This window comes from Kribbella lupini, assembly GCF_039529595.1.
Taxonomy (GTDB): domain Bacteria; phylum Actinomycetota; class Actinomycetes; order Propionibacteriales; family Kribbellaceae; genus Kribbella; species Kribbella lupini.
The window spans coordinates 2290525-2315242 of record NZ_BAAANC010000001.1; the positions used below are offsets into that span (position 1 = coordinate 2290525).

The 24718-nt window shown below is 69.9% G+C and carries 28 protein-coding genes; 11 read left to right on the plus strand and 17 right to left on the minus strand.

The features are described 5' to 3' along the window. Positions 1-8: 8 nt before the first annotated feature. The gene (locus tag ABD235_RS10445) at positions 9-593 is read left to right on the plus strand and encodes a sigma-70 family RNA polymerase sigma factor (RefSeq protein WP_344172495.1); all 585 of its coding nucleotides are present in this window, start codon (positions 9-11) and stop codon (positions 591-593) included. Here the strand turns inward: ABD235_RS10445 and ABD235_RS10450 are convergent. After that, the gene (locus ABD235_RS10450; RefSeq protein WP_344172497.1) at positions 541-1170 is read right to left on the minus strand and encodes a DUF2461 family protein; all 630 of its coding nucleotides are present in this window, start codon (positions 1168-1170) and stop codon (positions 541-543) included. The two genes, ABD235_RS10445 and ABD235_RS10450, sit on opposite strands and share 53 nt — an antisense overlap. A 69-nt stretch (positions 1171-1239) precedes the next feature. On the opposite strand from ABD235_RS10450, the gene ABD235_RS10455 reads away from it, so the two are divergent. Beyond that, positions 1240-1548: a WhiB family transcriptional regulator gene (locus tag ABD235_RS10455; protein WP_344172499.1), complete on the plus strand. Its 309-nt coding sequence runs from the start codon at positions 1240-1242 to the stop codon at positions 1546-1548. Here ABD235_RS10455 and ABD235_RS10460 read toward each other — a convergent pair. Beyond that, positions 1527-2924, minus strand: coding sequence for a vanadium-dependent haloperoxidase (locus ABD235_RS10460; RefSeq protein ID WP_344172501.1), 1398 nt, complete (start codon positions 2922-2924; stop codon positions 1527-1529). The genes ABD235_RS10455 and ABD235_RS10460 overlap by 22 nt on opposite strands. 154 nt (positions 2925-3078) lie before the next feature. Between ABD235_RS10460 and ABD235_RS10465 the strand changes: the two genes are divergently transcribed. Then, the gene (locus tag ABD235_RS10465) at positions 3079-4065 is read left to right on the plus strand and encodes a methyltransferase (RefSeq protein WP_344172503.1); all 987 of its coding nucleotides are present in this window, start codon (positions 3079-3081) and stop codon (positions 4063-4065) included. A gap of 42 nt (positions 4066-4107) precedes the next feature. On the opposite strand, the gene kdpC is transcribed toward ABD235_RS10465, so the two are convergent. The 6 genes from kdpC to ABD235_RS10495 form a co-directional block, all read right to left on the minus strand. After that, positions 4108-4740 carry a K(+)-transporting ATPase subunit C gene (gene kdpC / locus ABD235_RS10470; protein WP_344172505.1) on the minus strand — a complete coding sequence of 211 codons (633 nt, stop codon included), beginning with the start codon at positions 4738-4740 and terminating at the stop codon, positions 4108-4110. Between the two features lie 30 nt (positions 4741-4770). Beyond that, on the minus strand, positions 4771-6810 hold the full coding sequence (kdpB, locus tag ABD235_RS10475; RefSeq protein ID WP_425553107.1) for a potassium-transporting ATPase subunit KdpB: 2040 nt from the start codon (positions 6808-6810) through the stop codon (positions 4771-4773). Positions 6811-6854: 44 nt separating this feature from the next. After that, a complete protein-coding gene (kdpA, locus tag ABD235_RS10480; RefSeq protein WP_344172507.1) occupies positions 6855-8516 on the minus strand; it encodes a potassium-transporting ATPase subunit KdpA in 1662 nt (553 codons plus the stop codon). Next, positions 8516-8605, minus strand: a complete 90-nt coding sequence (kdpF, locus tag ABD235_RS10485; RefSeq protein WP_344172509.1) for a K(+)-transporting ATPase subunit F — start codon at positions 8603-8605, stop codon at positions 8516-8518. Before kdpF ends, kdpA begins: the two co-directional genes overlap by 1 nt. A gap of 219 nt (positions 8606-8824) precedes the next feature. Next, positions 8825-9457, minus strand: coding sequence for a VOC family protein (locus ABD235_RS10490; protein WP_344172511.1), 633 nt, complete (start codon positions 9455-9457; stop codon positions 8825-8827). Between the two features lie 116 nt (positions 9458-9573). After that, positions 9574-11109 carry an FAD-dependent oxidoreductase gene (locus ABD235_RS10495; RefSeq protein WP_344172513.1) on the minus strand — a complete coding sequence of 512 codons (1536 nt, stop codon included), beginning with the start codon at positions 11107-11109 and terminating at the stop codon, positions 9574-9576. Between the two features lie 43 nt (positions 11110-11152). Between ABD235_RS10495 and ABD235_RS10500 the strand changes: the two genes are divergently transcribed. Next, complete coding sequence (locus ABD235_RS10500; RefSeq protein WP_344172515.1) at positions 11153-11638, plus strand: CinA family protein; 486 nt, start codon at positions 11153-11155, stop codon at positions 11636-11638. A 31-nt stretch (positions 11639-11669) separates the two neighbouring features. Here ABD235_RS10500 and ABD235_RS10505 read toward each other — a convergent pair whose 3' ends face one another. After that, a complete protein-coding gene (locus ABD235_RS10505) occupies positions 11670-12128 on the minus strand; it encodes a hypothetical protein (RefSeq protein ID WP_344172517.1) in 459 nt (152 codons plus the stop codon). Continuing rightward, positions 12128-14440 carry a molybdopterin oxidoreductase family protein gene (locus ABD235_RS10510; RefSeq protein WP_344172519.1) on the minus strand — a complete coding sequence of 771 codons (2313 nt, stop codon included), beginning with the start codon at positions 14438-14440 and terminating at the stop codon, positions 12128-12130. The genes ABD235_RS10505 and ABD235_RS10510 overlap by 1 nt, the downstream gene beginning before the upstream one ends. Before the next feature lie 86 nt (positions 14441-14526). Here ABD235_RS10510 and ABD235_RS10515 point away from each other — a divergent pair, with 86 nt between their 5' ends. Next, on the plus strand, positions 14527-15318 hold the full coding sequence (locus ABD235_RS10515; protein ID WP_344172521.1) for an SDR family NAD(P)-dependent oxidoreductase: 792 nt from the start codon (positions 14527-14529) through the stop codon (positions 15316-15318). Positions 15319-15345: 27 nt separating this feature from the next. Here the strand turns inward: ABD235_RS10515 and ABD235_RS10520 are convergent, their stop codons facing one another. Next, positions 15346-15591 (minus strand): hypothetical protein, encoded by a 246-nt coding sequence (locus ABD235_RS10520; RefSeq protein WP_344172523.1) that lies wholly within the window; start codon positions 15589-15591, stop codon positions 15346-15348. Positions 15592-15696: 105 nt separating this feature from the next. Here ABD235_RS10520 and ABD235_RS10525 point away from each other — a divergent pair, with 105 nt between their 5' ends. The 3 genes from ABD235_RS10525 to ABD235_RS10535 all read left to right on the plus strand — a co-directional run bounded on the left by ABD235_RS10525 (position 15697) and on the right by ABD235_RS10535 (position 17678). Next, positions 15697-16182 carry a MarR family winged helix-turn-helix transcriptional regulator gene (locus ABD235_RS10525; protein WP_344172525.1) on the plus strand — a complete coding sequence of 162 codons (486 nt, stop codon included), beginning with the start codon at positions 15697-15699 and terminating at the stop codon, positions 16180-16182. Beyond that, positions 16179-17378, plus strand: a complete 1200-nt coding sequence (locus ABD235_RS10530) for an MFS transporter (RefSeq protein WP_344172527.1) — start codon at positions 16179-16181, stop codon at positions 17376-17378. Before ABD235_RS10525 ends, ABD235_RS10530 begins: the two co-directional genes overlap by 4 nt. Positions 17379-17459: 81 nt before the next feature. After that, a complete protein-coding gene (locus ABD235_RS10535; RefSeq protein WP_344172529.1) occupies positions 17460-17678 on the plus strand; it encodes a hypervirulence associated TUDOR domain-containing protein in 219 nt (72 codons plus the stop codon). 7 nt (positions 17679-17685) lie between these two features. Here ABD235_RS10535 and ABD235_RS10540 read toward each other — a convergent pair whose 3' ends face one another. After that, positions 17686-18714: an SGNH/GDSL hydrolase family protein gene (locus tag ABD235_RS10540; RefSeq protein WP_344172531.1), complete on the minus strand. Its 1029-nt coding sequence runs from the start codon at positions 18712-18714 to the stop codon at positions 17686-17688. Between the two features lie 115 nt (positions 18715-18829). Between ABD235_RS10540 and ABD235_RS10545 the strand changes: the two genes are divergently transcribed. Both ABD235_RS10545 and ABD235_RS10550 read left to right on the plus strand, forming a co-directional pair. Continuing rightward, the gene (locus ABD235_RS10545) at positions 18830-18982 is read left to right on the plus strand and encodes a hypothetical protein (protein ID WP_344172533.1); all 153 of its coding nucleotides are present in this window, start codon (positions 18830-18832) and stop codon (positions 18980-18982) included. 22 nt (positions 18983-19004) lie between these two features. Continuing rightward, positions 19005-19697 carry a sigma-70 family RNA polymerase sigma factor gene (locus ABD235_RS10550; protein WP_344172535.1) on the plus strand — a complete coding sequence of 231 codons (693 nt, stop codon included), beginning with the start codon at positions 19005-19007 and terminating at the stop codon, positions 19695-19697. Positions 19698-19855: 158 nt separating this feature from the next. Here the strand turns inward: ABD235_RS10550 and ABD235_RS10555 are convergent, their stop codons facing one another. Continuing rightward, positions 19856-20632, minus strand: a complete 777-nt coding sequence (locus tag ABD235_RS10555; RefSeq protein WP_344172537.1) for a ricin-type beta-trefoil lectin domain protein — start codon at positions 20630-20632, stop codon at positions 19856-19858. 449 nt (positions 20633-21081) lie between these two features. On the opposite strand from ABD235_RS10555, the gene ABD235_RS10560 reads away from it, so the two are divergent. Continuing rightward, the gene (locus ABD235_RS10560) at positions 21082-21909 is read left to right on the plus strand and encodes a SigB/SigF/SigG family RNA polymerase sigma factor (RefSeq protein WP_344172539.1); all 828 of its coding nucleotides are present in this window, start codon (positions 21082-21084) and stop codon (positions 21907-21909) included. 27 nt (positions 21910-21936) lie between these two features. Here the strand turns inward: ABD235_RS10560 and ABD235_RS10565 are convergent, their stop codons facing one another. From ABD235_RS10565 to ABD235_RS10580, 4 genes are read right to left on the minus strand one after another with little or no spacing between them, the layout of a single operon-like run. Further along, positions 21937-22890 carry a YihY/virulence factor BrkB family protein gene (locus ABD235_RS10565; RefSeq protein ID WP_344172541.1) on the minus strand — a complete coding sequence of 318 codons (954 nt, stop codon included), beginning with the start codon at positions 22888-22890 and terminating at the stop codon, positions 21937-21939. Next, positions 22890-23522: a DUF3618 domain-containing protein gene (locus ABD235_RS10570; RefSeq protein ID WP_344172543.1), complete on the minus strand. Its 633-nt coding sequence runs from the start codon at positions 23520-23522 to the stop codon at positions 22890-22892. The genes ABD235_RS10565 and ABD235_RS10570 overlap by 1 nt, the downstream gene beginning before the upstream one ends. After that, the gene (locus tag ABD235_RS10575) at positions 23498-23917 is read right to left on the minus strand and encodes a phage holin family protein (protein ID WP_344172545.1); all 420 of its coding nucleotides are present in this window, start codon (positions 23915-23917) and stop codon (positions 23498-23500) included. The genes ABD235_RS10570 and ABD235_RS10575 overlap by 25 nt, the downstream gene beginning before the upstream one ends. Position 23918: 1 nt before the next feature. Then, complete coding sequence (locus ABD235_RS10580) at positions 23919-24695, minus strand: hypothetical protein (protein WP_344172547.1); 777 nt, start codon at positions 24693-24695, stop codon at positions 23919-23921. Positions 24696-24718: the final 23 nt, after the last annotated feature.

A 24718-nucleotide genomic window follows, 5' to 3' on the forward strand; every position in this document is an offset into this window, starting at 1 on the left:
AGGAAGCCATGACCACTACGCCGACCTGGGACGAGATCGTCCGCACCCACACCCCGCGGGTGTACCACTTCGCGTACCGCCTGACCGGCAACCGGTACGACGCCGAGGACCTGACCCACGACGTCTTCGTGCGCGTGTTCCGCTACCTGCACACCTACCGCCCCAACTCCTTCGAGGGCTGGCTCTACCGCATCACCACGAACCTGTTCTTCGACCAGGTCCGCCACCGAAACCGGATCCGCTTCGACGAGCTCACCCCCGAGCTGCGCCACCGGCTCCCCACCAAGGACCTTGATCCGGCGGCCCTCTTCGACCACCGCACGCTCGACGACGACATTCGCTCCGCGCTGGCCACCCTGGATCCGAGACTTCGGGCGGCCGTCGTACTGCGCGACATCGAAACGCTGTCCTACCAGCAGATCGCGACCACCCTCGGAGTGGAGATCGGCACTGTCAGCAGCCGCATCCACCGGGCCCGAGCCCACTTGCGGACGTCGCTGGCCCACCGCGCTCCGAACCGCCTCAACGGCCGAGTGCCTACTAACCGGCCACGTTCTTCACCAGCCAGCGGGCCAGCGGGCGAAGCTGCGTGAAGGCCGCGAGGACCTGGTCGGCGGCAGCCGGCGTGTGGATCCAGTCGTCACAGCCGAGCGGGCGAAAGGCGATGACGGACTTGTGGCGCAGCAACGCGGCACGGGGGTGCTCGGGCGGGTAGCCACGGAGCGGGCGCTTCAGTTGCTCGCCCGAAAGCTCGAAACCCTCGGCGTCGAGCTTGCGCAGGATGGCGACCAGCCGCCGCCCGGACCCGTCGTCAGCCACCGCGGCCCGGTAGCGCTCGATCTGGACCGACGGCGCGTACCACCACGCCACGCCGACCTCGAGCCCGTCGAGATCGAACCGCACCCCCAGTTCGACGTTGCACGCGAGCCGCACGATCGCACTCTGCCGCTGCCAGGCGCGCAGCAGCACCTCGCCGTACCCCCAGACCGAGAAGTCCTCGTACGCCGGATCCTGGTCGGCCACCACGTTGAGCAGCTCGATCATCGGCCGCCGTACCAGGTCCTCCCGATCCCGCCGCACGCGTTCCCGCACAGCCACCGCCGGATCCCCCTCCAGCTGCAGCAGCACGTCGAACGCCGCCCGCGGCCACCCGTCGAACCCATCCCTCACGAGAACCGAGCATAGAGAGCAGGTCCGACAATGCGTCACAAAACCACCGTGCCGTCCGGTCATACCAGCATGAGATGGCTCCACAGAGCGGCCTGCCGCACCGAGGACCCCGGCGTGTTCTTCCCGATCGGCACGGCGGCCCCCGCCCTGCAACAGATCGAGGAGGCCAAGACGATCTGCCGGCACTGCGAGGTCACCGACGCCTGCCTCGACTGGGCCCTCCGCACCGGCCAGGACACCGGCGTCTGGGGCGGCCTGTCCGAAGAAGAGCGCCGCGCTCTGCGCCGGCGGTCCTCCTCGCCGCCACGCGAGGAGAACCAGGAGCTGCCTGCGCGACCGTTGCTTCAGAGCAACGGTCAGCCGCGCGGCTGCAGGTAGTTGCCGACCGTCAGCCTGCCGATCTTGAGGCCGTGCGCGGTGCCTTCGGTGGTGGCGTGCGAGAAGTGGAAGCCGACCATGACGCGCGATCGGGCGTTCTCGTCGGCCGCCTGGGAGAAGCTGGTGAAGTGGCGGATCACCGGGCTCGCGTCGGTGCACGTGCTGCCCGGCAGGAGGGTGAAGCTGCACAGCGAGAAGTTCATCCGGTCCGTCTTGAAGAAGCCACGCAGTACGGCGGTCGCGGCGCCACCTTCGACGCTGTGGCCGGAATCGTGATCCGGGATCGGCGGCGTGGGCACCAGCGGCGTCCAGGTCGGGTCGGCCGTGGTGTTCGGGTTGCCGTCCGTCGCCGCCAGCTGGATCGCGGTCACCGGCCGCCAGAACAGCAGCTTGTACTTGAGGTCGAACGTCGCGATGTAGCCGTCGGTGAGGGCGATGTCGAGCAGCCCGAACAGGCGGGCGCTCTGCCACAGGTCCAGGTGCCGATCCGTCGCCAGCTGACGCGCGAGACGGTTCCACAGCAACGGTGAGCTCTCCACCCAGAACCGGGCCATGACGGTCTCGTCGGCGGTGCGTGCGCTCGGCGTGGTGACGCCGTCGCCACCGAGCCGCTTCACCTCGGCGAAATCGGCGGCGTACCGCTTCAAGCCCAGCGGGTAGGGCGGCTCCACCGGGAACTGAGCGGCGGACGTGAGCGCGAACGGCTTCACGTCTCCCCAGGTCGGCGCGAAGGCGAACGGCGTACCGGGAGTGAACCGGTATTCGCCGGGCCCCGTGCCCTCGACGAAGTCCGCCACGATCAGCGGAGCCGTCGAGGCGCCGTCGTCGGCCCGCTGGGCGAGGATCGTGTACGCCGACTTCTTCCCGAGCGCGATGCCGTCCAGCTTCGCCGAGCTGTCCGGTACGGCGGCCAGTGCCGCGCTGTAGGCCGCCTCCACCCCGGCGACGGCGCCGGCGGTGTCGGTGAACGGCGGGGTGAGATCGGTCAGCGCCGCGACCAAGGTCGTCCTCGCCGCGGCGGCGACGGCGGCGTCCGGTGAGGCGTGCGGTGCGCGGCCCTGGAAGGCGTACGGACGCGATCGAGCCGAGATCGCGTTCAGCGCGTCGTGGACGGCGATGTGCATCATCGCGTACATCCGGGACTCGTGCAGGGGGTTGAGGGTCGGCGCGAGGTTCGTCGCCAGCGCGGCCGCCGCCGCGGTCTGGTTCCACCGGACCACCGCGTTGGCGCCGGCCTCCACGGCTCCGCCACCGACCGCGGGCGCTTGCGGCGCGGCACTGACGGCGGCTCCGGTGGTCGGCGTCAGCAGGGCGGCCACGAGGACCACACCGGCAGCGATTTTGACGCGGGACAGGGCAACAGCCGTTCTGGCCACGATGGGCCCCCCTTGAGATGGGCCCGGAGCAAAGGATCACAGGCCTCGTTTTCGACGCTACGAGCCACCGGTGGACCGGTCAACGCGTCGTACCCCGGCCATCGAAACCTTCCGGTACCCGGACAGATCGCCGTCGGAGGTGGATGATCGCCGTATGGATGACGGCGCGAGGCTTCAGGCGATGGTGACGGGGTTCCGGCTGTCGGCGGCGCTCGGTGTGGCGGCCGAGTTGGGGGTGTCGGACGAGCTGGCCGCCGGTCCGCGCACGCTTGATGAGCTCGCCGGGGCTGTCGGCGCGGACGAGGAGACCTTGGGCAGGCTGCTGCGGGCGTTGGTCGCGGCCGGGGTGTACGACGAAGAGGACGGCCGCTACCGGAACACGGCTCTGGGGGAAGGGCTGCGGTCGGATGTGCCCGGTTCACTGAGGCCGCTGGCGAGGACGTTGCAGGATCCCGCGCTGTGGGCTGCTTGGGGTCACCTGGCCCACAGCGTGCGGACGGGCGAGACGGCGTTCGAAGCGTTGCACGGCGTCGACGTGTGGACGCATCGGCAACGGTTGCCGAAGCACAACCAGATCTTCAACGACAACATGGCCGCGCTCACCACGACTATCGCGCGCGCGGTCGCGACGACGTACGACTTCGGGAAAGTCCACACCGTCATCGACGTCGGCGGTGGGCGCGGTGTGCTGCTCGAGGCGGTTCTGAAGGAGTACGAGCACCTGGAAGGCATCGTCTTCGACCTGCCTCAGGCGGTGGCCGAAGCGCCAGGAGATCCGGCGTTGCGTGAACGCTGGACAGCCGTCGCCGGGAGCTTCTTCGAGCAGGTGCCACCGGCCGACGCCTACCTGCTGAAGTCGATCCTGCACGACTGGCCCGACGACCGCTGCGTCGACATCCTCCGCACGTGCGCCGCCTCGCTCAATCCCGGCGGCGTCGTCCTGGTCGTCGAAACCGTCCTCGACCGCCCCGGCCACGAGCTCGGCGCCGCCTTCTCCGACCTGAACATGCTGGTCCTTCCCGGCGGCCGCGAACGGACCGAACAACAGTTCGCCGACCTCTTCACCGCTGCCGACCTCCACCTGAACCGCCTCGTCGACACCACCACCCGCATGTCGATCCTCGAGGTCACCAAGACGTAGCAGAGTCAGTACGCTGCCTGTGCGTGCCGTGCATCGTCTAGGTCAGCCCAGTTCGGCCAGGTCACGGTTGAGCGTCACCACGTTCACCGCCGGCTCCCCCAGAAACCCCAGCGTCCGTCCCTTGGTGTTGTCCTTCACCAACTGCTGGACCTGACCGACGTCGAACCCACGCTCCCGCGCGACCCGCTGCACCTGCAGTGCGGCGTACGCCGGGCTGATGCTCGGGTCGAGCCCACTCCCGCTCGCCGTCACAGCATCCGGCGGCACCTGCGACGGGTCGACAGCCTCCAGTTCGGCGACCGCGGCACGACGCTGCTCGACCAGCTTCAGCAGGTCCGGATTGTTCGGCCCGTACTGCGACGCCGAGCTGCCCATCGCGTCGTAGTCGACCGCCGACGGCCGCGTCTGGAACCACCGGGGATCGGCTTCCATCACCGCTTCCCCGTCCGCGTCCTTCTGCCCGGTGTCGCGGGTGTAGGCCTGACCGATCAGGTCCGAGCCGGCGTCCTTGCCGTCCACCTGGACGATCGAGCCGTTCGCGTTGCCGTGGAACAGAGCCTGTGCGGCGCCCGTCATCGCAAGCGGGTACACGACGCCGAGAGCGATGGTGAGCACCACCAGTGCCCGGATCGCCACCCCGAACTGCCGTACGGAGCCGGGGAGATTGCTAGCCATTGCAGTGGACCTTTCCGATGATCACGACGGTCAGCCGATCCCAGGGATCAGCGAGACCACCAGGTCGATGAGTTTGATGCCGATGAACGGCGTCACGAGTCCGCCGAGCCCGTAGATCAGCAGGTTGCGGCGCAGCATCGCCGAGGCCGACGACGGCTTGTACCGCACCCCGCGCAGCGCGAGCGGCACCAGCGCCACGATCACCAGTGCGTTGAACACGATCGCCGAGACGATCGCCGACTCCGGCGAGGTCAGCCGCATGACGTTCAGCTGGTCCAGCCCCGGGTACGACGCGGCGAACAGCGCCGGCAGGATCGCGAAGTACTTGGCCACGTCGTTGGCGATCGAGAACGTGGTCAGCGAACCCCGGGTGATCAGCAGCTGCTTGCCGATCTCGACGATCTCGATCAGCTTGGTCGGGTCGGAGTCCAGGTCGACCATGTTGCCGGCCTCCTTGGCCGCCGACGTCCCGGAGTTCATCGCGACGCCGACGTCGGCCTGCGCCAGTGCGGGCGCGTCGTTGGTGCCGTCGCCGGTCATCGCGACCAGCCGGCCACCCTCCTGCTCCTTCTTGATCAGCGCCATCTTGTCCTCGGGCGTCGCCTCGGCCAGGAAGTCGTCGACCCCGGCCTCCTCGGCGATCGCCTGCGCGGTCAGCTGGTTGTCGCCGGTGATCATCACGGTCCGGATGCCCATCGCGCGCAGCTGGTCGAACCGCTCCCGCATCCCCGCCTTCACGACGTCCTTCAGGTGGATCACCCCCAGCGGCCGCGCCCCGCCCTCCTTGCTGATGGCAACCACCAGCGGGGTCCCGCCGGACGCCGAGATGCCGTCGACCAGATCGCCCAGCTCCGCCGTCACCGTGCCGCCCTGATCGCGGATCCACGTGGTCACGGCACCAGCCGCACCCTTGCGGATCTGCCGGCCGTCGACGTCCACGCCGCTCATCCGCGTCTGCGCGGTGAACTCCACGAACGTTGCGTGCGGCAACTCACCGGTGTGCCGCTCGCGCAGTCCGTACCGGTTCTTGGCCAGGACGACGATCGACCGGCCCTCCGGCGTCTCGTCCGCCAGGCTGGACAGTTGCGCCGCATCCGCCAGCTCGATCTCGGTGACGCCACCCACCGGGATGAATTCCGCGGCCTGCCGGTTGCCCAAGGTGATCGTGCCGGTCTTGTCCAGCAGCAACGTGTTCACGTCGCCCGCCGCCTCGACGGCCCGGCCGGACATCGCCAGCACGTTGCGCTGCACCAGCCGGTCCATCCCCGCGATCCCGATCGCCGACAGCAGTGCGCCGATCGTGGTCGGGATCAGACACACCAGCAGCGCGACCAGTACGACGATGCCGAGGTCGGTCCCGGCGTACGCCGCGAACGGCTTCAGCGTCACCGTGGCCATCAGGAATACGATGGTCAGACTGGCCAGCAGGATGTTCAGCGCGATCTCGTTCGGGGTCTTCTGCCGCGACGCTCCCTCGACCAGCGCGATCATCCGGTCGATGAAGCTCTCCCCCGGCCTGGTCGTGATCTTCACGACGATCCGGTCCGACAGCACTCGGGTGCCACCGGTCACCGCGCTGCGGTCACCGCCGGACTCCCGGATCACCGGCGCCGACTCACCCGTGATCGCCGACTCGTCGACGCTGGCCACGCCCTCGACGACGTCACCGTCACCGGGGATGACCTGGCCGGCCTCGACGACCACGCGGTCGCCCAGTTGCAGCGCCGTGGCCGGGACCTCCTCCTCGGACCCGTCGGCGGTCAGCCTGCGAGCGGTGGTCTCGGTCTTGGCCCGTCGCAGGGTCGCTGCCTGAGCCTTGCCCCGGCCTTCGGCCACGGCTTCGGCGAGGTTGGCGAAGAGCACGGTGAGCCAGAGCCAGACCACGATCCACCAGACGAAGACGGTGGAGTCGGTGACGGCCAGCACCGTGGACGCGACCGCGCCGACCTCGACCACGAACATCACCGGGTTCTTCACCATCACCCGCGGATCCAGCTTCCGGACGGCGTCCGGCAGCGACGTCAGGAGCATCTTCGGGTCGAACAGGCCCGAGCGCGTCCTCGTCACCACCTTCTGCGGCGCCGGCGCCGGGGACGGGGTCTTCAACAGCGTGGTCACAGTCCCTCCGCGAGGGGTCCGAGGGTGAGTGCGGGAAAGTAGGTCAGGCCCGTGACGATCAGGACGACGCCGACGAGCATCGTGACGAACAGCGCCTTGTGGGTGGGCAGCGTGCCTTCGTTCACCGGAACGGGCTGCTGCTGGGCGAACGAGCCGGCCAGGGCGAGCACGAGCACGATCGGCACGAACCGGCCGAGCAGCATCGCCAGGCCGAGGGCGGTGTTGTAGAACGGCGTGTTGGCGCTGAGACCGCCGAACGCGCTGCCGTTGTTGTTGGCCGCCGACGTGAACGCGTAGAGGACCTCGGAGAAGCCGTGCGGGCTGTCGGTGTTGAAGATCGACGCCCGGGCCGACTGCAGGCCCATCGCGATCGCCGTACCGGCCAGCACCAGACTCGGCGTCGCCAGGATGTAGAGCGAGACGAGCTTCATCTCGCGAGCGCTGATCTTCTTGCGCAGGTACTCCGGCGTCCGACCGACCATCAAGCCGGCCACGAACACGGCGAGGACCGCCAGCACGAGCATCCCGTACAGGCCGGTGCCGGTACCGCCCGGGCTGACCTCGCCGAGCATCATGTGAAACAGCGCGGTCCCGCCGCCCAGCGCGGTGAACGAGTCGTGCGCGGAGTTCACCGCACCGGTCGACGTACCGGTCGTGGACGAGGCGAACAACGCCGACGCCCACTCGCCGAAGCGGGTCTCCTTGCCTTCCATCGCAGCGCCCGCGGCGTGCGTCGCCGTACCGGCACCGCGGACCTCGAAGACCGTCGCGGCGAAGGTGAAGGCGGCCCACAGCGTGCCCATCACGCCGAGGATCGCGTAGCCCTGCCGCTTGTCCTTGACCAGCAGGCCGAAGGTGCGGGTGATGCAGACCGGGATCAGCAGGAGCAGGAAGATCTCGAACAGGTTCGACAGCCCGTTCGGGTTCTCGAACGGGTGCGCGGAGTTGGCGTTGTAGAAGCCACCACCGTTCGTCCCGAGCTCCTTGATCACCTCCTGGCTCGCGACCGGGCCACCCGGGATCGTCTGTGTCTGTCCGACCACACCGGCGACCTCGTGGCCCGACGAGAGGTTCTGTACGACGCCCATCGCGACGAGCAGCAAGCCGCCCACGACGGCGATCGGCAGCAGGATTCGGAGCACGGTGCGGATCAGGTCGACCCAGAAGTTGCCCAGCCGGTCGGTCCGGGAGCGGGCGAAGCCGCGCATCAACGCGACCGCGACGCTGATGCCGACCGCGGCAGAGACGAAGTTCTGCACCGCGAGGCCGGCGAACTGGACCAGGTGGCCCATCGTCACCTCAGGCGAGTACGACTGCCAGTTGGTGTTCGCGACGAACGACGCGGCGGTGTTGAACGACAGCCCCTGCTCCACGCCGGGCAGGCCGTTGGAGAACGGCAGGTGACCCTGCAGGCGCTGCAACCCGTACAGGAAGATCAGGCTGACGGCGGAGAAGGCGAGCAGCGACCGGGCGTAGACGGCCCAGGTCTGGTCGGCCTTCGCATCGACTCCCAGGATCTTGTACGTCGCGCGCTCGACCCGGGAGTCCTGGTCGGCACTGAAAACGCGGGCCATGTACCCACCCAGCGGCCGGTAGGCAGCCGCCAGGAGCAGGACCAGCAGGCCGACCTGGAGCAGGCCGGCGGCGGTGTCGGACATCAAAACCTCTCGGGGAAGACCAGGGCGGCGACCAGGTAGAGAACCAGCGCCGCGGCGACCACGAGTCCCGCGACGTCGTCGGCGCTCACAGCTTCTCCACCCCCCGCAGGGCGAGCCAGACGACCGCGAACGTGCCGGCACAGACGGCCAGGAACAGAAGGTCCTTCACGACCTGCCCCACCCCTCGACTAGGAAGCTCATGTCCCCACTGGACACCGCCCCCTGCCCCGTCAGGAGTCTTCTCTCACACCTCTCACACCTCTCACAGCCGCCGCCCCACCTCTCACGCCCCTCTCACGCCCCAGCGCCTACTCCGGAAGCTCCTGACCGGTGCGCTCGGCAACCATGTACGTGGCGTACCACTGCGGCCACTGCTCGTCGAACACGCCGCCGTTGCGCTTCTCGTGCTCGCCGTGGGCGGTGGCGGCCCGCTGCAGCGCCTGCTCCAGGTCCTCCACCGACGTGTACGTCGTCTCCGCGGGGTCGACGCGGCCGGGCAGACGGGTGGTCACCTCCTGCAGGAGCCAGCCGTTGCCGTCCGGGTCGGTGAACGTCGCGAAGGAGCCGTAGCTGGCGTGGTCGTCGTCCGGGCCGGACGCGCGGCCGCTCGTGTCGTCGCGCTGGAACTGGGCGCCGGGCGACTTCGGGTGGAAGGCCTCGCTGACCTCCACCCCACGGGCGGCGAGCTCCTCGCGGGCGGCCTCGATGTCGGACACGATCAGGTACAGACCACTGGCCGACCCCGGCTCGGCCGTCGTGATGTTGGTCCCGAACTGCACCGACGCCGGCGACCCGGGTGGCGTGAACTGGACCACCCGGAACCCGTTGTCGAACGCGAAGTCGGCATCGAGCCGCCACTCGAGCTTCTCGTAGAACGTCTTCGCCCGATCGACGTCCGCCACGGGAATGACGACTGCCTCGAGCTTGAGATCGGTGGTCATGGTTCTCCTCCAGTGAAGTGGTGTGCCCGCCACCGACTATCCCGCTCCCCGGCCCCCGTCGCACCAGTGAGACTCCCTGGTCCTGCCTCCCGGGTGAGCGCGGCCTGGAGGAACCGCTACTCGGGGCGTTGGAGGGGCTTGGTGGCGGGACCGTCGAGTACGCCGCCGTCCGGGGTGAAGCGGGAGCCGTGGCAGGAGCAGTCCCAGGTGGTGTCGGCGCGGTTCCAGGTCAGCGCGCAGCCCAGGTGCGTGCAGACCGGCTTCACCAGGTGCAGCTCGCCGGAGGCGTCGCGGTAGGCGCCGACCGTGGCGCCCTCGTGGTCGAGGAGGCCGCCGTCGCCGGGTTCGAGGTGGTCGGCGCCGCCGGTGAGGCGTTTGGCGTGGCCGGTGGCGAAGTCCTTGCCGACGGACAGGTTGCCCTTGATCAGCTCGGCGACCGCGGCCGGGCCACCGATCCTGGTCGAGCTGTAGAGGTCGACGTACGGGTTGGCGTGGCCCGCGATCTGGTCGGAGAGGATCTCGGCGGCGATCGTGCCCTGGGTGAGTCCCCACTTGTTCAGGCCGGTCGCGACGAGAACCCGGTCGCTGCCGGGGACACTTCCGACGTACGGCAGCAGGTCGGGAGTGCTGTAGTCGTGGGCCGACCAGGAGTACTCCGCGGTGATCGGGCCGGTGTCCCACGTCGAGCGGACCCAGTTCAGCAGCGCCTCCTCGTTCGCGCCGGTGTCGGCCTGCGCGTTGCTGTCGGCGTCGCCCGGGCTGGTGGTCGCGGGGCCGGAGCCGACCACGATCAGGCCGTTCGGTCCCCCGCCGGGCCACGGCCGGGTCGAACGGACCGGGTCGTCGACGGTGATCGCCATCCCGGCCGGCGCCGGCACGGGCAGCCGGACGGCGATGCCCGACGACCGGCGCGGGCGGACTCGCGCGAAGAATCCACCGGTCACGCCGAGCGGCGAAAGCGTCGCCATCACCGCATGACCGGCAGTGACCGTCGCGCCGGCCTCCGTGCGGACCACCACCTCGTCCGACGTGGAGTCGACGTCGACCACCCGCGTCCGGTCGTAGATCCGGCCTCCCCGCTCCTCGAACGCCGCCGCCAGGCCCACCAGGTACTTGGCCGGGTGGAGATAGAGCTGCTCGCTGAAGCGCACTCCCGCTGCGGCACCAGGGACCCCGACCTCGTTCTGGCCGGCCAAGGTCGCCGCGAGACCGAGGTCGGCAGCGGTCGCCACCTCCCGCTTCAGCGAGTCGAGCCGGCCGGGATCGGTGCTGTAGGCGTACGACGGCGCCGTGGTCAGCTCGCACTCGATGGCCAGCGCTTCCACGAGGCTGGTGATCTGCAGCATCGCCGCTTCGTTGGCGGCGGCGTACAGGGCTGCCTTGTTGCGTCCGTGCCGGTGGACCAGCTCGGTGTAGATCGCACCGTGCTGGGACGTCACCTTGCCGGTCGTGTGCCCACTCGTCCGGGCGCCGACGCCATGGGCTTCGAGCACGATCACGTCGGCGCCGTCGTCGGCCAGCATCAACGCGGTGGACAGACCGACCAGGCCGGCGCCGATCACCACCACGTCGGCCGTGAGGTCGCCGCTCGCCGGTTCGTACCGCGGCATGGTGGTGGTCGCGAGCCAGACACTGCGGGCTGTGTCATCCATACCTGGCCGGTACCCCGGCCGAACCGGCATGCAGAATAGTGAGGTGTCCAGTCCCGCTGAACTCACCCAGGATGCCCACGAGGTCGCCGAGGCCATCGCTCGCCGACTCGCCGACACCGAGCTCAAGGTCGCGGTTGCCGAGTCCCTGACCAGCGGAAGCCTGGCCTCCCAGCTCGGCGCGGCGACGAACGCGAGCGTCTGGTTCGCCGGCGGCGTGGTCGCGTACACGACGGCGGTCAAGGTCCGGGTCCTCGGCGTCGATCCCGGCCCGGTCGTCAACGCGCGCTGCGCGCGGCAGATGGCCCGGGGCACACTCAGCCTCACCCAGGCCGATTTCGCCGTCTCGACCACCGGGGTCGGCGGTCCCGACCCGGACGAAGGCCAACCGGCCGGGACGGTCTTCCTGGCGGTCGCGTCGGCCGACGGCGAGAAGGTCGCCGAGCACCACTTCGACGGTGACCCCGGCGAGGTCGTCCAGGCGGCCACGCTCGAGGCGCTCAGGATGCTCCTCGCCGCGATCAACGCCTGACGGTCAGCGCGCCGCGGTCAGCGCGTGACCGTCACTTCGCCGCGATCAGTGCTTGCGGCGCCGCCTGCTTGATCCGGGTGTTCAGCCAGGTGAGCTGCCGGGACGTCTCCTGCTCACAGGCCTGGACGACGTCCAGCAGCTCCTGGTCCCGCAGGCCTTGAGCGGCCTGCCCGACGACGGTCCAGGTGATGTCGACGAACGACGCCAGCGCGTACAGGTCCTGCAGGTCGCGCAGCAGCCCGACACCGCCTTCGCGCGTCCCACCGAACTCGGCCGCCTCGAGCTGTTCCGGCTCGGAGTCCTCCTGCTCGCCGTACCGCCGTACGACGGGCTCCAGCGCCTCGGTGTGTTTCGTTGCTTGGGCCCCCAGAACCTTGCACAGGTGCTCGACGTCGGGCTCGTCCTTGTGGTGCTCGGCCACCAGCCGGAACGCGTCGCCGAGCGCCTGCTCCGAGTCCCGCAGCAGCCCGAGATAGCTTGCGAGATGCATCAGTCCTCCTTGCTCACCCGGACGGCCGACACCTTGAACGTCGGCTGCTTCGACACCGGATCCCACTCGGTCAGCGTGAACTCGTTGGCCGCCGTCGGCTCGCCGGTGGCGTTGTCCCAGTAGCCGTAGTGGAACGGCACGAAGACCACCCCGTCGCGCCCTTCGCCGATCCGCACCGGGCCGACCATCGACCCGCGCGCCGACTCCACCCGCACCTTGTCCCCCTCGGCCACCCCGAGCTCGTTGGCGTCCTCCTTCGACACCTCCACCCACACCGACGGCGCCGCGTCCCGCAGCCGCCGTGAGCGACCCGTCTTCGTCCTGGTGTGGAACTGGTACGTCGACCGCCCGGTCGTCGCGATCAGCGGGTACGCCGAAGAGATCCACTCCGGCGGCTCCGTGAACTCCGCCGCCTTCAGGAACGCCCGGCCCCCAGGCGCCGCGGCCTTGTACTTCTCCGGCGTCGTGCTCCCGCCCGTCAGCAGGTCGTGCCCGTAGTCCTCGCACACGTCGGGATCGGTCGGGAACCGCGAGTCCGCGTACAGCCGATCGGTCCCGTCCGGTACGTCGTCGGTGCACGGCCACGGGATCCCGCTGTCGCCGCGCAGCCGCTCGTAGGTCAGCCCCGAGTAGTCGCACGGCCGGCCGCGGCTGCACTCCTTCCAGGCGTCGAACGCCGCTTCGGGACTGGTCCACGTGATCAGCGGCTCGCCGTCCCGGTCGCGGAAGTCCATCCGGCGGGCGTAGTCGAGGAAGATGTCGAGGTCGCTGCGCGCCTGTCCCGGCGGCTCGACGGCCTGCTCGGACAGGTGGACGGTCCGGCTGGCGTTGGTGAACGTGCCCTGCTTCTCGCCCCACAGCGCCGCCGGGAGCACCACGTCGGCGTACTGGGCGGTCTCGGTCAAGAAGCCGTCTTGGACCACGAGGAACAGGTTGTCCTGGGCAAGGATCTGGCGGATCCGCGGCAGCTCGGGCAGCGACACCGCCGGGTTGGTCGCGGAGATCCAGAGGAAGTCGATCGACCCCTGCTCGACGTACCGCCACAGCTGCATCGCGTGGGTCGGCGGCGCCCAGTGCGGGATCACCAGCGGGTCGACGTTCCAGAGCCGGGCGAGCTCGTCGATGTGGTCCGGGTTCGCCCAGTTGCGGAAGCCGGGCAGGTCGCCGTCCGCGCCGCACTCGCGGGTGTTCTCGGCGGTCGGCTGGCCGTTCATCTGCAGGATCCCGCTGCCGGGCTTGCCGATCAGGCCGCGCAGCAGGTGCAGGTTGTTCACCTGGCAGGACGACGAGGTCGCCTGGTGGGACTGGTAGAAGCCCTGCAGCACGGTCGACAGCACCCGTTCCGACGTCCCGAAGATCTCCGCGGCACGCCGGACGTCGTCAGCCGGTATGCCGCACAGCTCGGCGACGCGATCCGGCGGGTACGACGCGACCGTCGCCGCGAGCTCGTCGTACCCGATCGTGTGGGCGTCGACGTACTCGCGGTCGATCCAGCCGTGCTCGATCACCTCGTGCAGGAGGCCGTTCATCAGCGCCTGGTTGGTGCCGGGCAGCGGCGCGAGGTGGACGCCGCCGGTCCGTACGGCGATCTCGGCCACCGGCGTCGCGCGCGGATCGACCGCGACGACCACTGGTGGATCCGCCCCTTCGACCCGGTCGAGCACGCGCGACCACAGCACCGTCTGCGTCGCCGCCATGTTGTGCCCAAACAGGAACAGCGCGTCGCAAGCCTCGATGTCGTTGTAGCTGCCCGGCTGCCCGTCCGACCCGAAGGTCTCCTTGAGCGCGGCGGCAGCCGTCGCCGTACAGAGTCTGGTGTTGCCGTCCATGTGCGGCGTACCGAGCCCGGCCTTCCCGATCACGGCCAGGGTGTAGTACTCCTCCAGGAACAGCTGTCCGGACGTGTAGAACCCGTGCGCCAGCGGCTGTCGCTTCTTGGACTCCGCGACGATGCGGTCCATGGCGTCGTCCCAGGTGGCCTGGACCAGTCGGTCGCCCTCTCGCACCAGCGGCGTGGTCAGCCGATCCTGGTCGCTCCACTCCACCGAGCCGTACAGGCCCTTGGGCCCCAGGCGGCCGTGGTTGACCCGGTCGCCGGCCCGGCCCCGGACCCCGACCATGCGGCCGTCCTTCACCGCGATGTCACACGCGCACCCGTTGCTGCACAGGACGCACGCCGACTGCACCCAGCGATCGACGTCGCCCTCCGCGACGCCGTCCCGCAGGTGCTGATCGACCCGTACCGGCCACTCGGTGTCTCGCGCGTGCGGGGTACGACGACCCCAGACCTCGGCCACCCGATCCTCGCTCATACGCCGCCGGTACCCCCGGTTTGTCCGTCGAACCGCAGGGCACCGGGGCAGGCAATCGACCGGCCGCACCACTGGAGGAACGCGTCATGACCGAGAACCGACCGCTGGCCCTCGTCACCGGTGCATCGAGCGGGATCGGACTCGAGCTCGCCCGTCAGTTCGCCACCCACGGCTACGACCTGATCATCGCGGCCGAGGACGACGGCATCGAGACCGTCGCCCCGACGCTGCGCACGGCAGGGGACGCCTCGGTGCAGGTCGAGGCGGCCAAGCTCGACCTGACCACCTCGGACGGCGTACAGCGCCTGCAGACTCTGATCGCCAACCGTCCGCTGGCCGCGGCGGCCCTGAACGCCGGCGCCGGGCTCGGCGGGGCTTTCGTCGACAACGACCTGGCCGAGGAGCTCAAGGTCATCGACCTGAACGTCAAGTCGACGGTCGTCCTGGCGAAGGCCGTGCTGGCCGGCATGGTCCAGCGCAACGAGGGCCGGATCCTGATCACCTCGTCGATCGCGTCGACGATGCCCGGTTCGTACCAGGCGGTCTACAACGCGACGAAGTCGTTCCTGCAGTCGTTCACCGAGGCGCTGCAGGACGAACTGAAGGACTCGGCCGTCACCATCACCTCGCTGATGCCCGGCCCGACCGAGACCAACTTCTTCCACCGGGCAGGCATGGACGACACCCGCGTCGGGCAGTCCGACAAGGACGACCCGGCCGAGGTCGCCAAGCAGGGGTTCGAGGCGATGCTGGCCGGGAAGAACCGGGTGGTCGCGGAGTCGCTGCTGACCAAGGCCCAGGAGCTGGCGAACAAGGTCCTGCCCGACCAGGTCAAGGCCGCCGTCCACCGCAAGATGGCCGAGCCGAAGGACCACTGACTTCGCGACCGTTCGGATGGTGGTGAGCTAGCCGTTTCGGCGTTCCTCCTCGGCCCGCGCCTCGGCGCCGGTCTCGCCGGCATAGCCCTCGTCTACCCCCGCCGTACGACCGACGAACGTCTCGTTGGGTCCGGTACCGGTCGTCGACTCCGTGCCGCCGTCCGGTACGCCGCCGGTGTCGCGGGTCATCGCCACACCGCCCTCTGCCGGGGCGTCCCCTTCGTTGACCCGGTGCGCGGTCCACCAGTCCTTCAGCCGATCCATCACAGACATATCGAGTTCCTCCTCGAGCCGATGCCATTGCACCGCCCGGTACCCGCTCGCGCACCCGGTATCCGGCTCTTGCGCCCGCGCTGCGGCGTGACATATGAATGAGTCATGCATGAAAGCAATCTCTGGGCCGCCTGGACGCTGCGCAGTCACGACGTACTGACCGCCGCGCTGCCGGACGGCCTGGGGTTGCGGGACGCCGCCGCGCTGACGCTGGTCGAAAGTCACCCGGAGTGCTCGGTGGACTGGCTGCTCGCCCGGATCGGGCTGACGCAGTCGGGGACGGTCCGCCTGATCGACCGGCTCGAAAGCTTGGGGTACCTGACGCGTGCCCGGGCCGGTCGCGCGGTCCGGTTGACTCTGCTTCCGGCTGGGCGGGACGTCCTGCGGCAGTGGAACGAGGCTCGGGAAGCCGCCGGCGACGAAGCTCTTCGCGGCCTCTCGCCGTCGCAGCGCGCTGAGCTGAACGTGCTGCTGGGACAGGCCTTGCGGCGTACGGAAAGGCTGCGGGTCGACGCCGACACGACCTGTCGGCTGTGCGACTGGACGGCGTGTACCGAGTGCCCGGTGGCGGAGTCCGTGGAGCAGACATGACGATCGCCACCCCGACCAAGACATCGTCGCTGCCCGCCCCGATGCGCCGGCTTGCGGCGGGGTGGACGCTGGCTTCGGCGGCCGACAACTTCCTGATGTTCGTGCTCTTGTGGAGCGCGGGCCCGCAAGGCTGGTCCGGGCAGCAAACGGCGTTGCTGGTGGTGGCGATCAGGCTCCCTGCCGTGCTCGGGGGTGTTCTCGGCGGCCGTGCGGTCGATCGCTTCGGGCCGGTGCCGATGCTCCTCCTCGACGCGGTCGCCCGGGTGTTCCTGATGGGAGCACTCGCCATCAGCGCGTGGAACGGCGACCTGCACATCTGGACCGTCCTGGCACTCGGCGCTGCCGCCGGTACGACGGCGCCGCTCAGCTACGCAGCCGCCCGGACCCTCGTACCGCGTCTGGTCGAGCCGCACCTTCTCGGCAAGGCCAACGCACTGCTCAGCATCGGCGACCAGTTGCCCCTGCTCCTCGGCGCGATCCTGACCGGTCCCGCCCTCGGCCTGCTCGGCACGGGTCCGGCCTTCCTCCTCCCCTTGGCGATGCTCGTCGCTGTCGCCGTCATCGCGCTACGCATGCGGGCTGCGCCCCAGTACGCACCTGTCCGACCGGACGACGCCGGTACGACGGGAGCCCGGACCTGGCGTTCGGCGCGGGTGATCGGGCTGATCTCCCTCTCCGTGGCCTACTACTTCACGTACGGGCCGTACGAGACGGTCATGCCGTACTTCGTCCGCGAGGAACTCGGCTCCGGCCTTGGTGGCTACACGGTGATCTGGGCCTTGTTCGGCGCGGCCGCCCTGCTGACCCTGCCGCTCGCCGCCCGCCTCTCGCGGCACCGCCCGGGTCTCGTCAACGCCGTCGGCGCGATCGCGTGGGGAGCGCTCATGCTCCCGCTGGCGTTCGTCCACGACCTGACGGCGGTCGCGATCGGCTTCGCGGTCAGCGGAGCGATCTGGGGCCCGTACGCCGCGATCGAGACGACCGCGCTGCACCGCTGGACCGACCCGGCCGACCACGGACGGATCTTCGGCACCCAGCGGGCCGTCCTCGCGATCGCCTCTCCCCTGGGCGCCGCCGTCGGTGCCCTGGGCATCGACCGTCTCTCGCCACCGGCGATCCTCGCGATCTCGGCGGCGGGCTGCGCCCTCGCCGGCCTCGCCGCGCTGTCGATCCGCGACCTGCGCCGTTCACGGTGAACTTGTGCAGCTCGCGTGCCCGGCGCTCGCGGGGGTATCGGATCCTGGACAGATCCGTACGGTGCAAAGGATGTGATGGCGGTGAGCACGTTCCGGAAGGGCGACAAGGTCGAGTGGGACAGTCACGGCGGTACGGCGCACGGCACGGTCGAGAAGAAGATCACCGAGCGGACCCACGCCGGCAAGCGCACGGTCGACGCGTCGCCGGACGACCCGCAGTACCTGGTCCGCAGTGACAAGTCCGGCCGCACCGCCGTACACAAGCCGTCTGCCCTCCGCCGCGCCGCCAAAGGGAAGTGACGACCGCCTAGCGTGCCGGCCGGGAGAACAACGGAGTCTGGGCCAAGCGGTGCTCGATTCGCTGCTTGGAGTCCGGTGCGGCGAGCTGCTCGGCCGAGCGGCGGCTGTTGGCGTTCAGGACGGGACGCCAGGACTCCTGCTCAGCCGCCGAGAGCGTCTGGGCGCTGCCTGAGACCAGCTTGACCAGGAGATCCGCGACCGCGGTCTGCTCCTCGGCGCGCGGGTGGAAGCTGGCGGCCTTCATCAGGTCGACCTCCTGACCCTGCAGCCAGGCCTTCTCCTTGGCGCAGACGTCATGACCCTCGGACGGCTTGAAGACGTCGAGGTACTTCGCTCCGCCCTGCTTGGCCGCCGACTGGATGGCGGTGTTGAGCTCGGTCTCGATCATGTTCAGGTACGCGTAGTCGCCCTTGGCCAGCGGCAGGTCCGGGCAGTTGCCCTTCGCCGGCGCGATCCTCGGGTACCCGACCAGCACGATGGTTGCCTTCGGCGCGATCCTGGACTTGACGGTCTTGACCGCCTCGACCAGCCGGGTCTTGGTCTTGGCGACGTTCTCCTTGAGCTGGTCCTTGCCGCCGGCGGTGAACTGCTTCTTGCACGGAGCACCGTCGGGGTCCGACTTCTGCAGGCTCGGGCAGACGGCGAGCAGGTCGGCGAACAGGCCGAAGTCGTTGGCGCCGAGTCCGATCGTGACGAGGTCGGTCTGCTTGGTCAGCGCGTCGACCTGCGGAGGCACGAAGCCGGTCGGCGTCGCCTGCGCCGTCTTCAGATGTGTCGTGTCCGCACCGCCGCAACTGACGTCGGTCACCTTCGGCACCTTCAGCTTCGGCGCGGCCAGCGCGGGGTAGTTGCCGCCACCCGACCGCAGGCACCCGAGATTGGCCAGATCCAGCGGCGGGACCAGCGGTGCCGCGGTGTAGGAGTCGCCGAGCGCGACGTAGTTCTTGAAGCTGGGCGCCGACACTGCCGCGTCGGCGCCGGCCACGGGAAGCAAGGACGTCGCCGCCAGTACGGCGGTCACGCGAAACCACTTCATGAAGCCTCCGTCAATCGTGGCGGAAGGCGGCCCGCCGGTCGTCGTGAACGGCAATGCTAGGCCGACGCGAAGGCGGTCCGCGACAACAATTGTTTGAGAAGTCAATATCACTTTGATGAACACCCGCGAATTCTTCGGATTGCCGGTTTCGCACCTGGTTGCCCGGGGCACCGACGGGCAGATCAAGCAGTGGTCCGGAGATGTGGCTGCGCTCGGCACGAGCAGCAGGGTGACCCATGCCGGACGTCGTTTCGTGTTCCACCGTTGAAGATCGAACCCAGCGGGACGAGGTGACCCGGAAGCTCCTCCAGGCCCGGGAGACCTCCGCGGACCCCGCCGAGCGGGAGCGCCTACTGGCCGAGGCCGTGCTGCTCAACCTGCCACTGGCGCGGGAGGTCGCCGCCCGGTTCTCCGGGCGCGGCATTGCCGACGACGACCTCGAACAAATCGCCGCACTGGGGCTGCTGAAGGCGCTCCATGCCTTTCGCGCGGACGACGGCCGATCATTTCTGGCGTTCGCCGTGCCGACGGTCTCGGGCGAACTCAAACGCTACTTCCGCGACGCCGCCTGGCTGGTCCGGATTCCGCGCCGGCTGCACGAGGTGCTGGTCGAGCTGGAGCGCATCGAGACCGCCCCGGAGTCGGCCGAGGGCCGGCTCGACCACTCCCGGTGGGAGGTGGACGAGGCGTTGCGCGCCCGCGCCTGCAGGTACGGCGTACCGGCCGAAGCCGTCACGGATCTGCCTGCGGACACCGACGCGCTCAGCGTGGCGATCGAGCGGTTCGAACAGGCCGACCTGGCCCGGTCGGTGCTCGCCGGTCTCGACGCCCGGTCGCGGAAGATCCTGGTCTTGCGGTTCGTCAAGGAACTGTCCCAGGCCGAGATCGGGGCCGCGGTCGGCCTCAGCCAGGTGCAGGTGTCCCGCGAGATCCGCCGCGCGCTCGCGACGGCTCGCGCGCGGCTGGCGGAACTCGGCGGGTAGACGTGCGGAAGGGGCCGGAAGCTGGATGCTTCCGGCCCCTGCGGTCCGCCGCTCCCGGTAGCCCGACGCTCACCGGGGCCAATCGATCGCGCAGTGGCGCGCGGCCGGACCGGATGGTTGGCCGAAACGTGCCGGGCTGTGGCCGAAGGAGAAGTGGATCAGCCGGCCATCTTGACCATCTGCTTCGGCAGCTGCTTCAGCTGGTCGGGCACCGGCACCTTGCCGTCGAGGCCCTTGAGCATCGCCTTGCCCGCGGTCTCGTACTCGTCCGGCATCTCGAGGCCCAGCGCCTCGAGCAGCGCGTCGATCAGCTGGATGACCGCGCCGAGCAGCGTCTCCATCGGGATCGGCCCGGCCATCCACTTCTGGTCCGCCGCGCCCGACGGCGGCACCGTCGAGGTCGGCAGCGCCTGCTTCGCGACGCCGATCATCGAGCTCAGGGCCTTGCCGTTGGCCTTGTTGATCAGCGACCCGGTCTCCTTGTTGTAGGTCCACTTCTGGCCGTCACCGGCCCGGCACGGCAGCACCAGCAGCGGTGCGCGCTCCGCCACCTGCACGAGGTCGGCCGCGGTGTCCAGGCAGGCGCCGTTGGGAAGGTCGCCACCGACGTCCTTCGACATCGACACCATCAACTGGTGGTCCGCGGTGTAGGTCCACTGCTGGATCTTGCCCTTGGACCCCTTGTTGCACTTGATCATCACCGCGGTCGGGATGCCGTCCGGGGTGACCGCGAACGTCAGGCACATCTTCTTCTGCACGCGGTTGGTGTACTGCCTGGGCTTGCCGACCGGCAGCTCCGCCGGTGGCGCGGCCGCGGTGTGCTCCGCCGGAGCCGGCGCCGTGTTCGCCTGAGCTGTGCCGGGCATCGTTCCGGCCGCGAGCGCCGCGACCACCAGCAGGGCACCGCTCCGCGTCAACAGACTGCGAGTACTCAAAGCAACCTCCACTGTCGGGCCTGGAAGGCGACGGGTCTCGACCCCTGCGCCGCTGGACGACCGGTGACCGTCCGCAGCGTTTCGCCACACTCAGTAATTCCCGGCCGGCGCCGCAGCGACAACTGCCACTAGATGCCAGTGGCAACGAGTTGCCAGGCCGCCGTGACCTTTCCCCGCTGGGCAGGTCACGGCGCAACACGATCGCCGGACCGCCGAGCACAGCTCGCGCCGCAACCGCGCCGCGTTCGCAACCCGTTCCGGGAAGGACCGTGATACGTCCCGTGAATAGGCCGGCCGGCGGCCGGGAAGCAGCGTGTGTCACTTTCGAATCGAAAGCCCACGCCGGACATGAACAAGCGATTGATGGGTACGGGCTGCGATGCACGCCAATGACCGCGGTCCAGGGATGTGGCCGCGCCGTGATGCAACCCATCGCGAGGTCAGCTTTCATGCACATCACCGAACACCCCGATCTCAGCTCGGTCCCCGTCAACTGCACGTCCGCGGAGCAACGAGCCCGGCGCGACGCCGCCACGCGTGAACTGCTGAGCGCCAGAGCCCGGTGCACCGACGAGGCCGAGCGGCAGCGCCTGCTTGAGCAGGCTGTCGAGCTCAACATCGAGCTCGCCCGCGGCATCGCCCGCCGCTTCCGGGGCCGCGGGGCCGAGGACGAGGACCTCGAGCAGGTCGCCTGCCTCGGGCTCATGAAGGCCGCCAACGGGTACCAACCCGACAGCGACGTCCCGTTCATCGGGTACGCCGTACCGACCATCCGCGGCGAGGTGAAGCGCTACTTCCGCGACTGCACCTGGACCGTCCGGATCCCCCGCTCGCTGCAGGAGCTCCAGGGCAAGATCGCCCGGGCCCTGCCGGGACTGACGCAGGAGCTCGGCCGCGAACCGACGCTGCCGGAGCTCGCGGCCCACCTGCGCGTCGGCCTGCAGGACGTCCAGCAGGCCGAAACCGCGTACGGATGCTTCAACGTCCTGTCGCTGGACCGGCCGGCCGCCGACGGCGATCAGGTGCTCGGCGACATCGTGGCCGACGACGAGGACCCGTACCTGCGCCAGCTGGAACGGGTCGACATGCTCGGCCCGGTCGTCGCCGAGCTGGCGCCGCGGGACCGGCGGATCCTAGAGTTGCGGTTCGTCGAGAACATGACGCAGGCCGACATCGGCAGCGAGCTCGGCATCAGCCAGATGCAGGTTTCGCGGTTGCTCTCGAGAATCCTCGCCGAGCTCCGGACCCGCCTCGGGCCGGTGGAGGCGGCTGCCTGACCCCGGCCGGCCCGCCCCCTGGGAAGCTCACTCTTCCGGCGTCGAGTCCGCCTTCACGGCGCCGCGGCTGCCGAGGGGGCGAGGCCGGCCCTTGGTGGTGTCCCGGACCGTCTGCTGCTCGCTCTCGGCGTTGATCTCGGCGCCGAGCAGGATGGCGTACGCCGTGAGCCAGAGCCACAGCATCAGGACGACGACCGCGGCCAGACTCCCGTAGGTCTTCGCGTAGCTGCCGAACGTCGCGACGTACAGCGAGAAGCCGATCGACGCGACCAACCAGATGACCGTGGCAACGACCGCGCCCACCGACACCCAGCGCAGCCGGGGCGCGTCCCGGGCCGGTGCGAGGCGGTAGGTGACGGCGAGCGCCACCATGATCAGCAGCACCGCGACCACGAGTCTGGCCGCTTCGAGCAGCACGCGGACCGCCGTCGGTACGTCCTCGGAGATCGCCGCTCCGACCGCGAACAGCCCGATCGCCAGCAGGACGAAGACGATGGCCCCCAGCGTCATCCCGAGCGCGAGCAGCTTGCGGCGGACGAACCCGCGGGTCTCCTCCTCGTCGTACGCGAGGTTGACCGCGGTGATCAGGTACCCGACGCCGCCGGACGCGCTCCACAACGCGGTCGCGACCGCGACGACGACGCCGATCCCGAGACTCTGCCGCGGCGCCGACGTCAGGGTGTCGATCTGCTGCAGCAGCAGGTCCCGCGCCGACGACGGTACGGCGGCCGCCAGATCCTGCGCCTGACGGCGGATCTGCGCCGGATCGGCGAGCAGGCCGTAGGCCAGGACGGCGGCGACCACGCCGGGGAACAACGACAGGAACCCGAAGAACGCGACCCCGGCGGCGAGCAGCGGGACCTGGTCCGCCTTGGCCTCGGCCCAGGCCCGCTTGAGGATCTGCCACCACCCGGCGGCGGGGATCTCGGCCGGTTTGTCGGCCTCGACCCCCGGCACGCCGGGCTTCGTGTCCGCGGTCATCAGCTCGGCGAGCCTGCTTGGCGGACGGTGTCGGCGGAGTCCTTGGACTCGTCCGCGACCCGGTGGGTCGCCTCGCGGCCCTGGTCGGCGACCGTGGAGGCCGCGTCGCTCGCGGTCTGGCGAACGTGCTCGACCGCCTCCTGCGCGGGCTGCTGCAGGTTCTCCTTGACCTCCTGCACAGCCTCCGCCGCGTGCTCCTTGATCGGACCCGCGGCCTCCATCGCCTTGTCCTTGACCTCGTGCGTGAGCTCCTGCTCCTTGGTCGAGGCCGGCAGAGCGGCGGCGACCACCCAACCGGCAGCGAAAGCGATCAGGCCGGCCGCCAGCGGCGTACCGCGGGTCTGCTCCCGCGCACGGTCCGGTGCGGCACTCACCGCGTCGCCGACCCGGCTGCCCGCGTCGCTCACGGTCGACGCGGCCGAGCCCGCCGCGCTGCTCACCGTCGTACCGGCCGAGTCCGCCGTGCCCATCACGTGGTCCTTCATCCGGCCGAATCCGCCCCGGACCCGCTCGACCCGGCGCTCGACCACTCGGCTGGGACTGACCTTGTCGGTGAGGGCGTCCACGTCGCGGCCGAGATCACGCCGGGTGTGCTCGATGTCGCGCCTCAGTTGTTCTGTGTCTTCAGCCATTTCGCGTCCTCCTTGACAGATTCGATCGTCTGATCGGGCTTCGGGTCGAACTCCTGCAGTTCCTTGCGACCGCTGGCCGCCATCACCGCGGCGACGACGGCCCACACCGCGGTCACGATCAGGGCGGCCCAGGCCAGGTGCATCACCTCACCGAGCGCCCACATCGCCGTCAGGGACAGGAAGAGCGCGACCATCCAGCCGGCCACCGCGGCCCCGCCGAGCAGCCCCGCGCCCTTCCCCGCCTTCTTGGCCTCGTCCCGCAGCTCCGCCTTGGCCAGCGCGAGCTCCTGACGGGTGAGCCGGCCGAGATCGTCGGTCAGGTGCGTGACCAGGCTCCCCAGCGAGTCGTCGGTCGTGGGCGGGTCGGCGTCGTAGGGACGTCCACTGGTGGTCATCTCAGCGCTCCGCCCCGGGACCGAACCTGGGCTCCACCGGTGCGCCGGGGTCGAGATCGGGCGCGGTCGGCGTCGGCACCGGCCGGTCCATCGGCGCTAACCCCGGATCGATCGGGCCGTTCTGCGTGCCTACCGGACCCGGCCCGGAAGCCGGCGTCATCGGAGGCTCGCTCACCACAGGCGGCGGCGGAACGAGGTACTCGTCGGGCGGCGTCCGATCACCGGAGACGTTCTGCATCCGTCCCCCGGACGAGCCGCTCGACTTGGCGTCGGCCGTCAGCGCGCGCGTCATCCGGCCCGCGACCACACCGAGGACCGCGGCCCCCAGCAGGAACGTGCCCGGCCGCTTGCGCGCGTACCGCCGTACCTCGTCCAGCAACTCCCCCGGCTCGTGCTGCTGCAGGAAATCCGCCGCCTGGTTGCTGATCTGCGCTCCGTGCCCGGCCAGTTGCGCGCCCCAGCCGGACTGACCGTGCTCGGCCATCCCACGCAGTTCGTCCGCGACGGACCGCAGCCCCTCGGCCGCCCGGTCCTTCTGCTGGCCCGCCTGCTCGACCAGCTGGTCCCGGGTCTGCCCGGCCAGCTGGGCGGTCTGCTGCCGTACGTCGGACGTGACGTCAACAGCCTTCTCCTTCGCCGTACCGGCTACGTCGCGCGCTGCCTCGCCGGCCGTCTCCTTCAGATGGCCTGCTTCTTGCCGCGCCGTCCCGGTCACGCCGTCCGGTTCGGTACCGGACGAGGTGCCCGGATCCATCCGGTGATCCGTCGTGTGCGTCATGCCAACTCCTTCCAGAGTTTCCG

What these genes read in the sequence shown, in the direction of transcription:
- ABD235_RS10445 (WP_344172495.1), top strand. Translation starts at nt 9, where the DNA reads ATGACCACTACGCCGACCTGGGACGAGATCGTCCGCACCCACACCCCG.
- ABD235_RS10455 (WP_344172499.1), top strand. Translation starts at nt 1,240, where the DNA reads ATGAGATGGCTCCACAGAGCGGCCTGCCGCACCGAGGACCCCGGCGTG.
- ABD235_RS10465 (WP_344172503.1), top strand. Translation starts at nt 3,079, where the DNA reads ATGGATGACGGCGCGAGGCTTCAGGCGATGGTGACGGGGTTCCGGCTG.
- kdpC (WP_344172505.1), bottom strand. Translation starts at nt 4,740, where the DNA reads ATGGCTAGCAATCTCCCCGGCTCCGTACGGCAGTTCGGGGTGGCGATC.
- kdpA (WP_344172507.1), bottom strand. Translation starts at nt 8,516, where the DNA reads ATGTCCGACACCGCCGCCGGCCTGCTCCAGGTCGGCCTGCTGGTCCTG.
- ABD235_RS10490 (WP_344172511.1), bottom strand. Translation starts at nt 9,457, where the DNA reads ATGACCACCGATCTCAAGCTCGAGGCAGTCGTCATTCCCGTGGCGGAC.
- ABD235_RS10495 (WP_344172513.1), bottom strand. Translation starts at nt 11,109, where the DNA reads ATGGATGACACAGCCCGCAGTGTCTGGCTCGCGACCACCACCATGCCG.
- ABD235_RS10505 (WP_344172517.1), bottom strand. Translation starts at nt 12,128, where the DNA reads ATGCATCTCGCAAGCTATCTCGGGCTGCTGCGGGACTCGGAGCAGGCG.
- ABD235_RS10510 (WP_344172519.1), bottom strand. Translation starts at nt 14,440, where the DNA reads ATGAGCGAGGATCGGGTGGCCGAGGTCTGGGGTCGTCGTACCCCGCAC.
- ABD235_RS10515 (WP_344172521.1), top strand. Translation starts at nt 14,527, where the DNA reads ATGACCGAGAACCGACCGCTGGCCCTCGTCACCGGTGCATCGAGCGGG.
- ABD235_RS10520 (WP_344172523.1), bottom strand. Translation starts at nt 15,591, where the DNA reads ATGTCTGTGATGGATCGGCTGAAGGACTGGTGGACCGCGCACCGGGTC.
- ABD235_RS10525 (WP_344172525.1), top strand. Translation starts at nt 15,697, where the DNA reads ATGCATGAAAGCAATCTCTGGGCCGCCTGGACGCTGCGCAGTCACGAC.
- ABD235_RS10530 (WP_344172527.1), top strand. Translation starts at nt 16,179, where the DNA reads ATGACGATCGCCACCCCGACCAAGACATCGTCGCTGCCCGCCCCGATG.
- ABD235_RS10540 (WP_344172531.1), bottom strand. Translation starts at nt 18,714, where the DNA reads ATGAAGTGGTTTCGCGTGACCGCCGTACTGGCGGCGACGTCCTTGCTT.
- ABD235_RS10545 (WP_344172533.1), top strand. Translation starts at nt 18,830, where the DNA reads ATGAACACCCGCGAATTCTTCGGATTGCCGGTTTCGCACCTGGTTGCC.
- ABD235_RS10560 (WP_344172539.1), top strand. Translation starts at nt 21,082, where the DNA reads ATGCACATCACCGAACACCCCGATCTCAGCTCGGTCCCCGTCAACTGC.
- ABD235_RS10565 (WP_344172541.1), bottom strand. Translation starts at nt 22,890, where the DNA reads ATGACCGCGGACACGAAGCCCGGCGTGCCGGGGGTCGAGGCCGACAAA.
- ABD235_RS10570 (WP_344172543.1), bottom strand. Translation starts at nt 23,522, where the DNA reads ATGGCTGAAGACACAGAACAACTGAGGCGCGACATCGAGCACACCCGG.
- ABD235_RS10575 (WP_344172545.1), bottom strand. Translation starts at nt 23,917, where the DNA reads ATGACCACCAGTGGACGTCCCTACGACGCCGACCCGCCCACGACCGAC.
- ABD235_RS10580 (WP_344172547.1), bottom strand. Translation starts at nt 24,695, where the DNA reads ATGACGCACACGACGGATCACCGGATGGATCCGGGCACCTCGTCCGGT.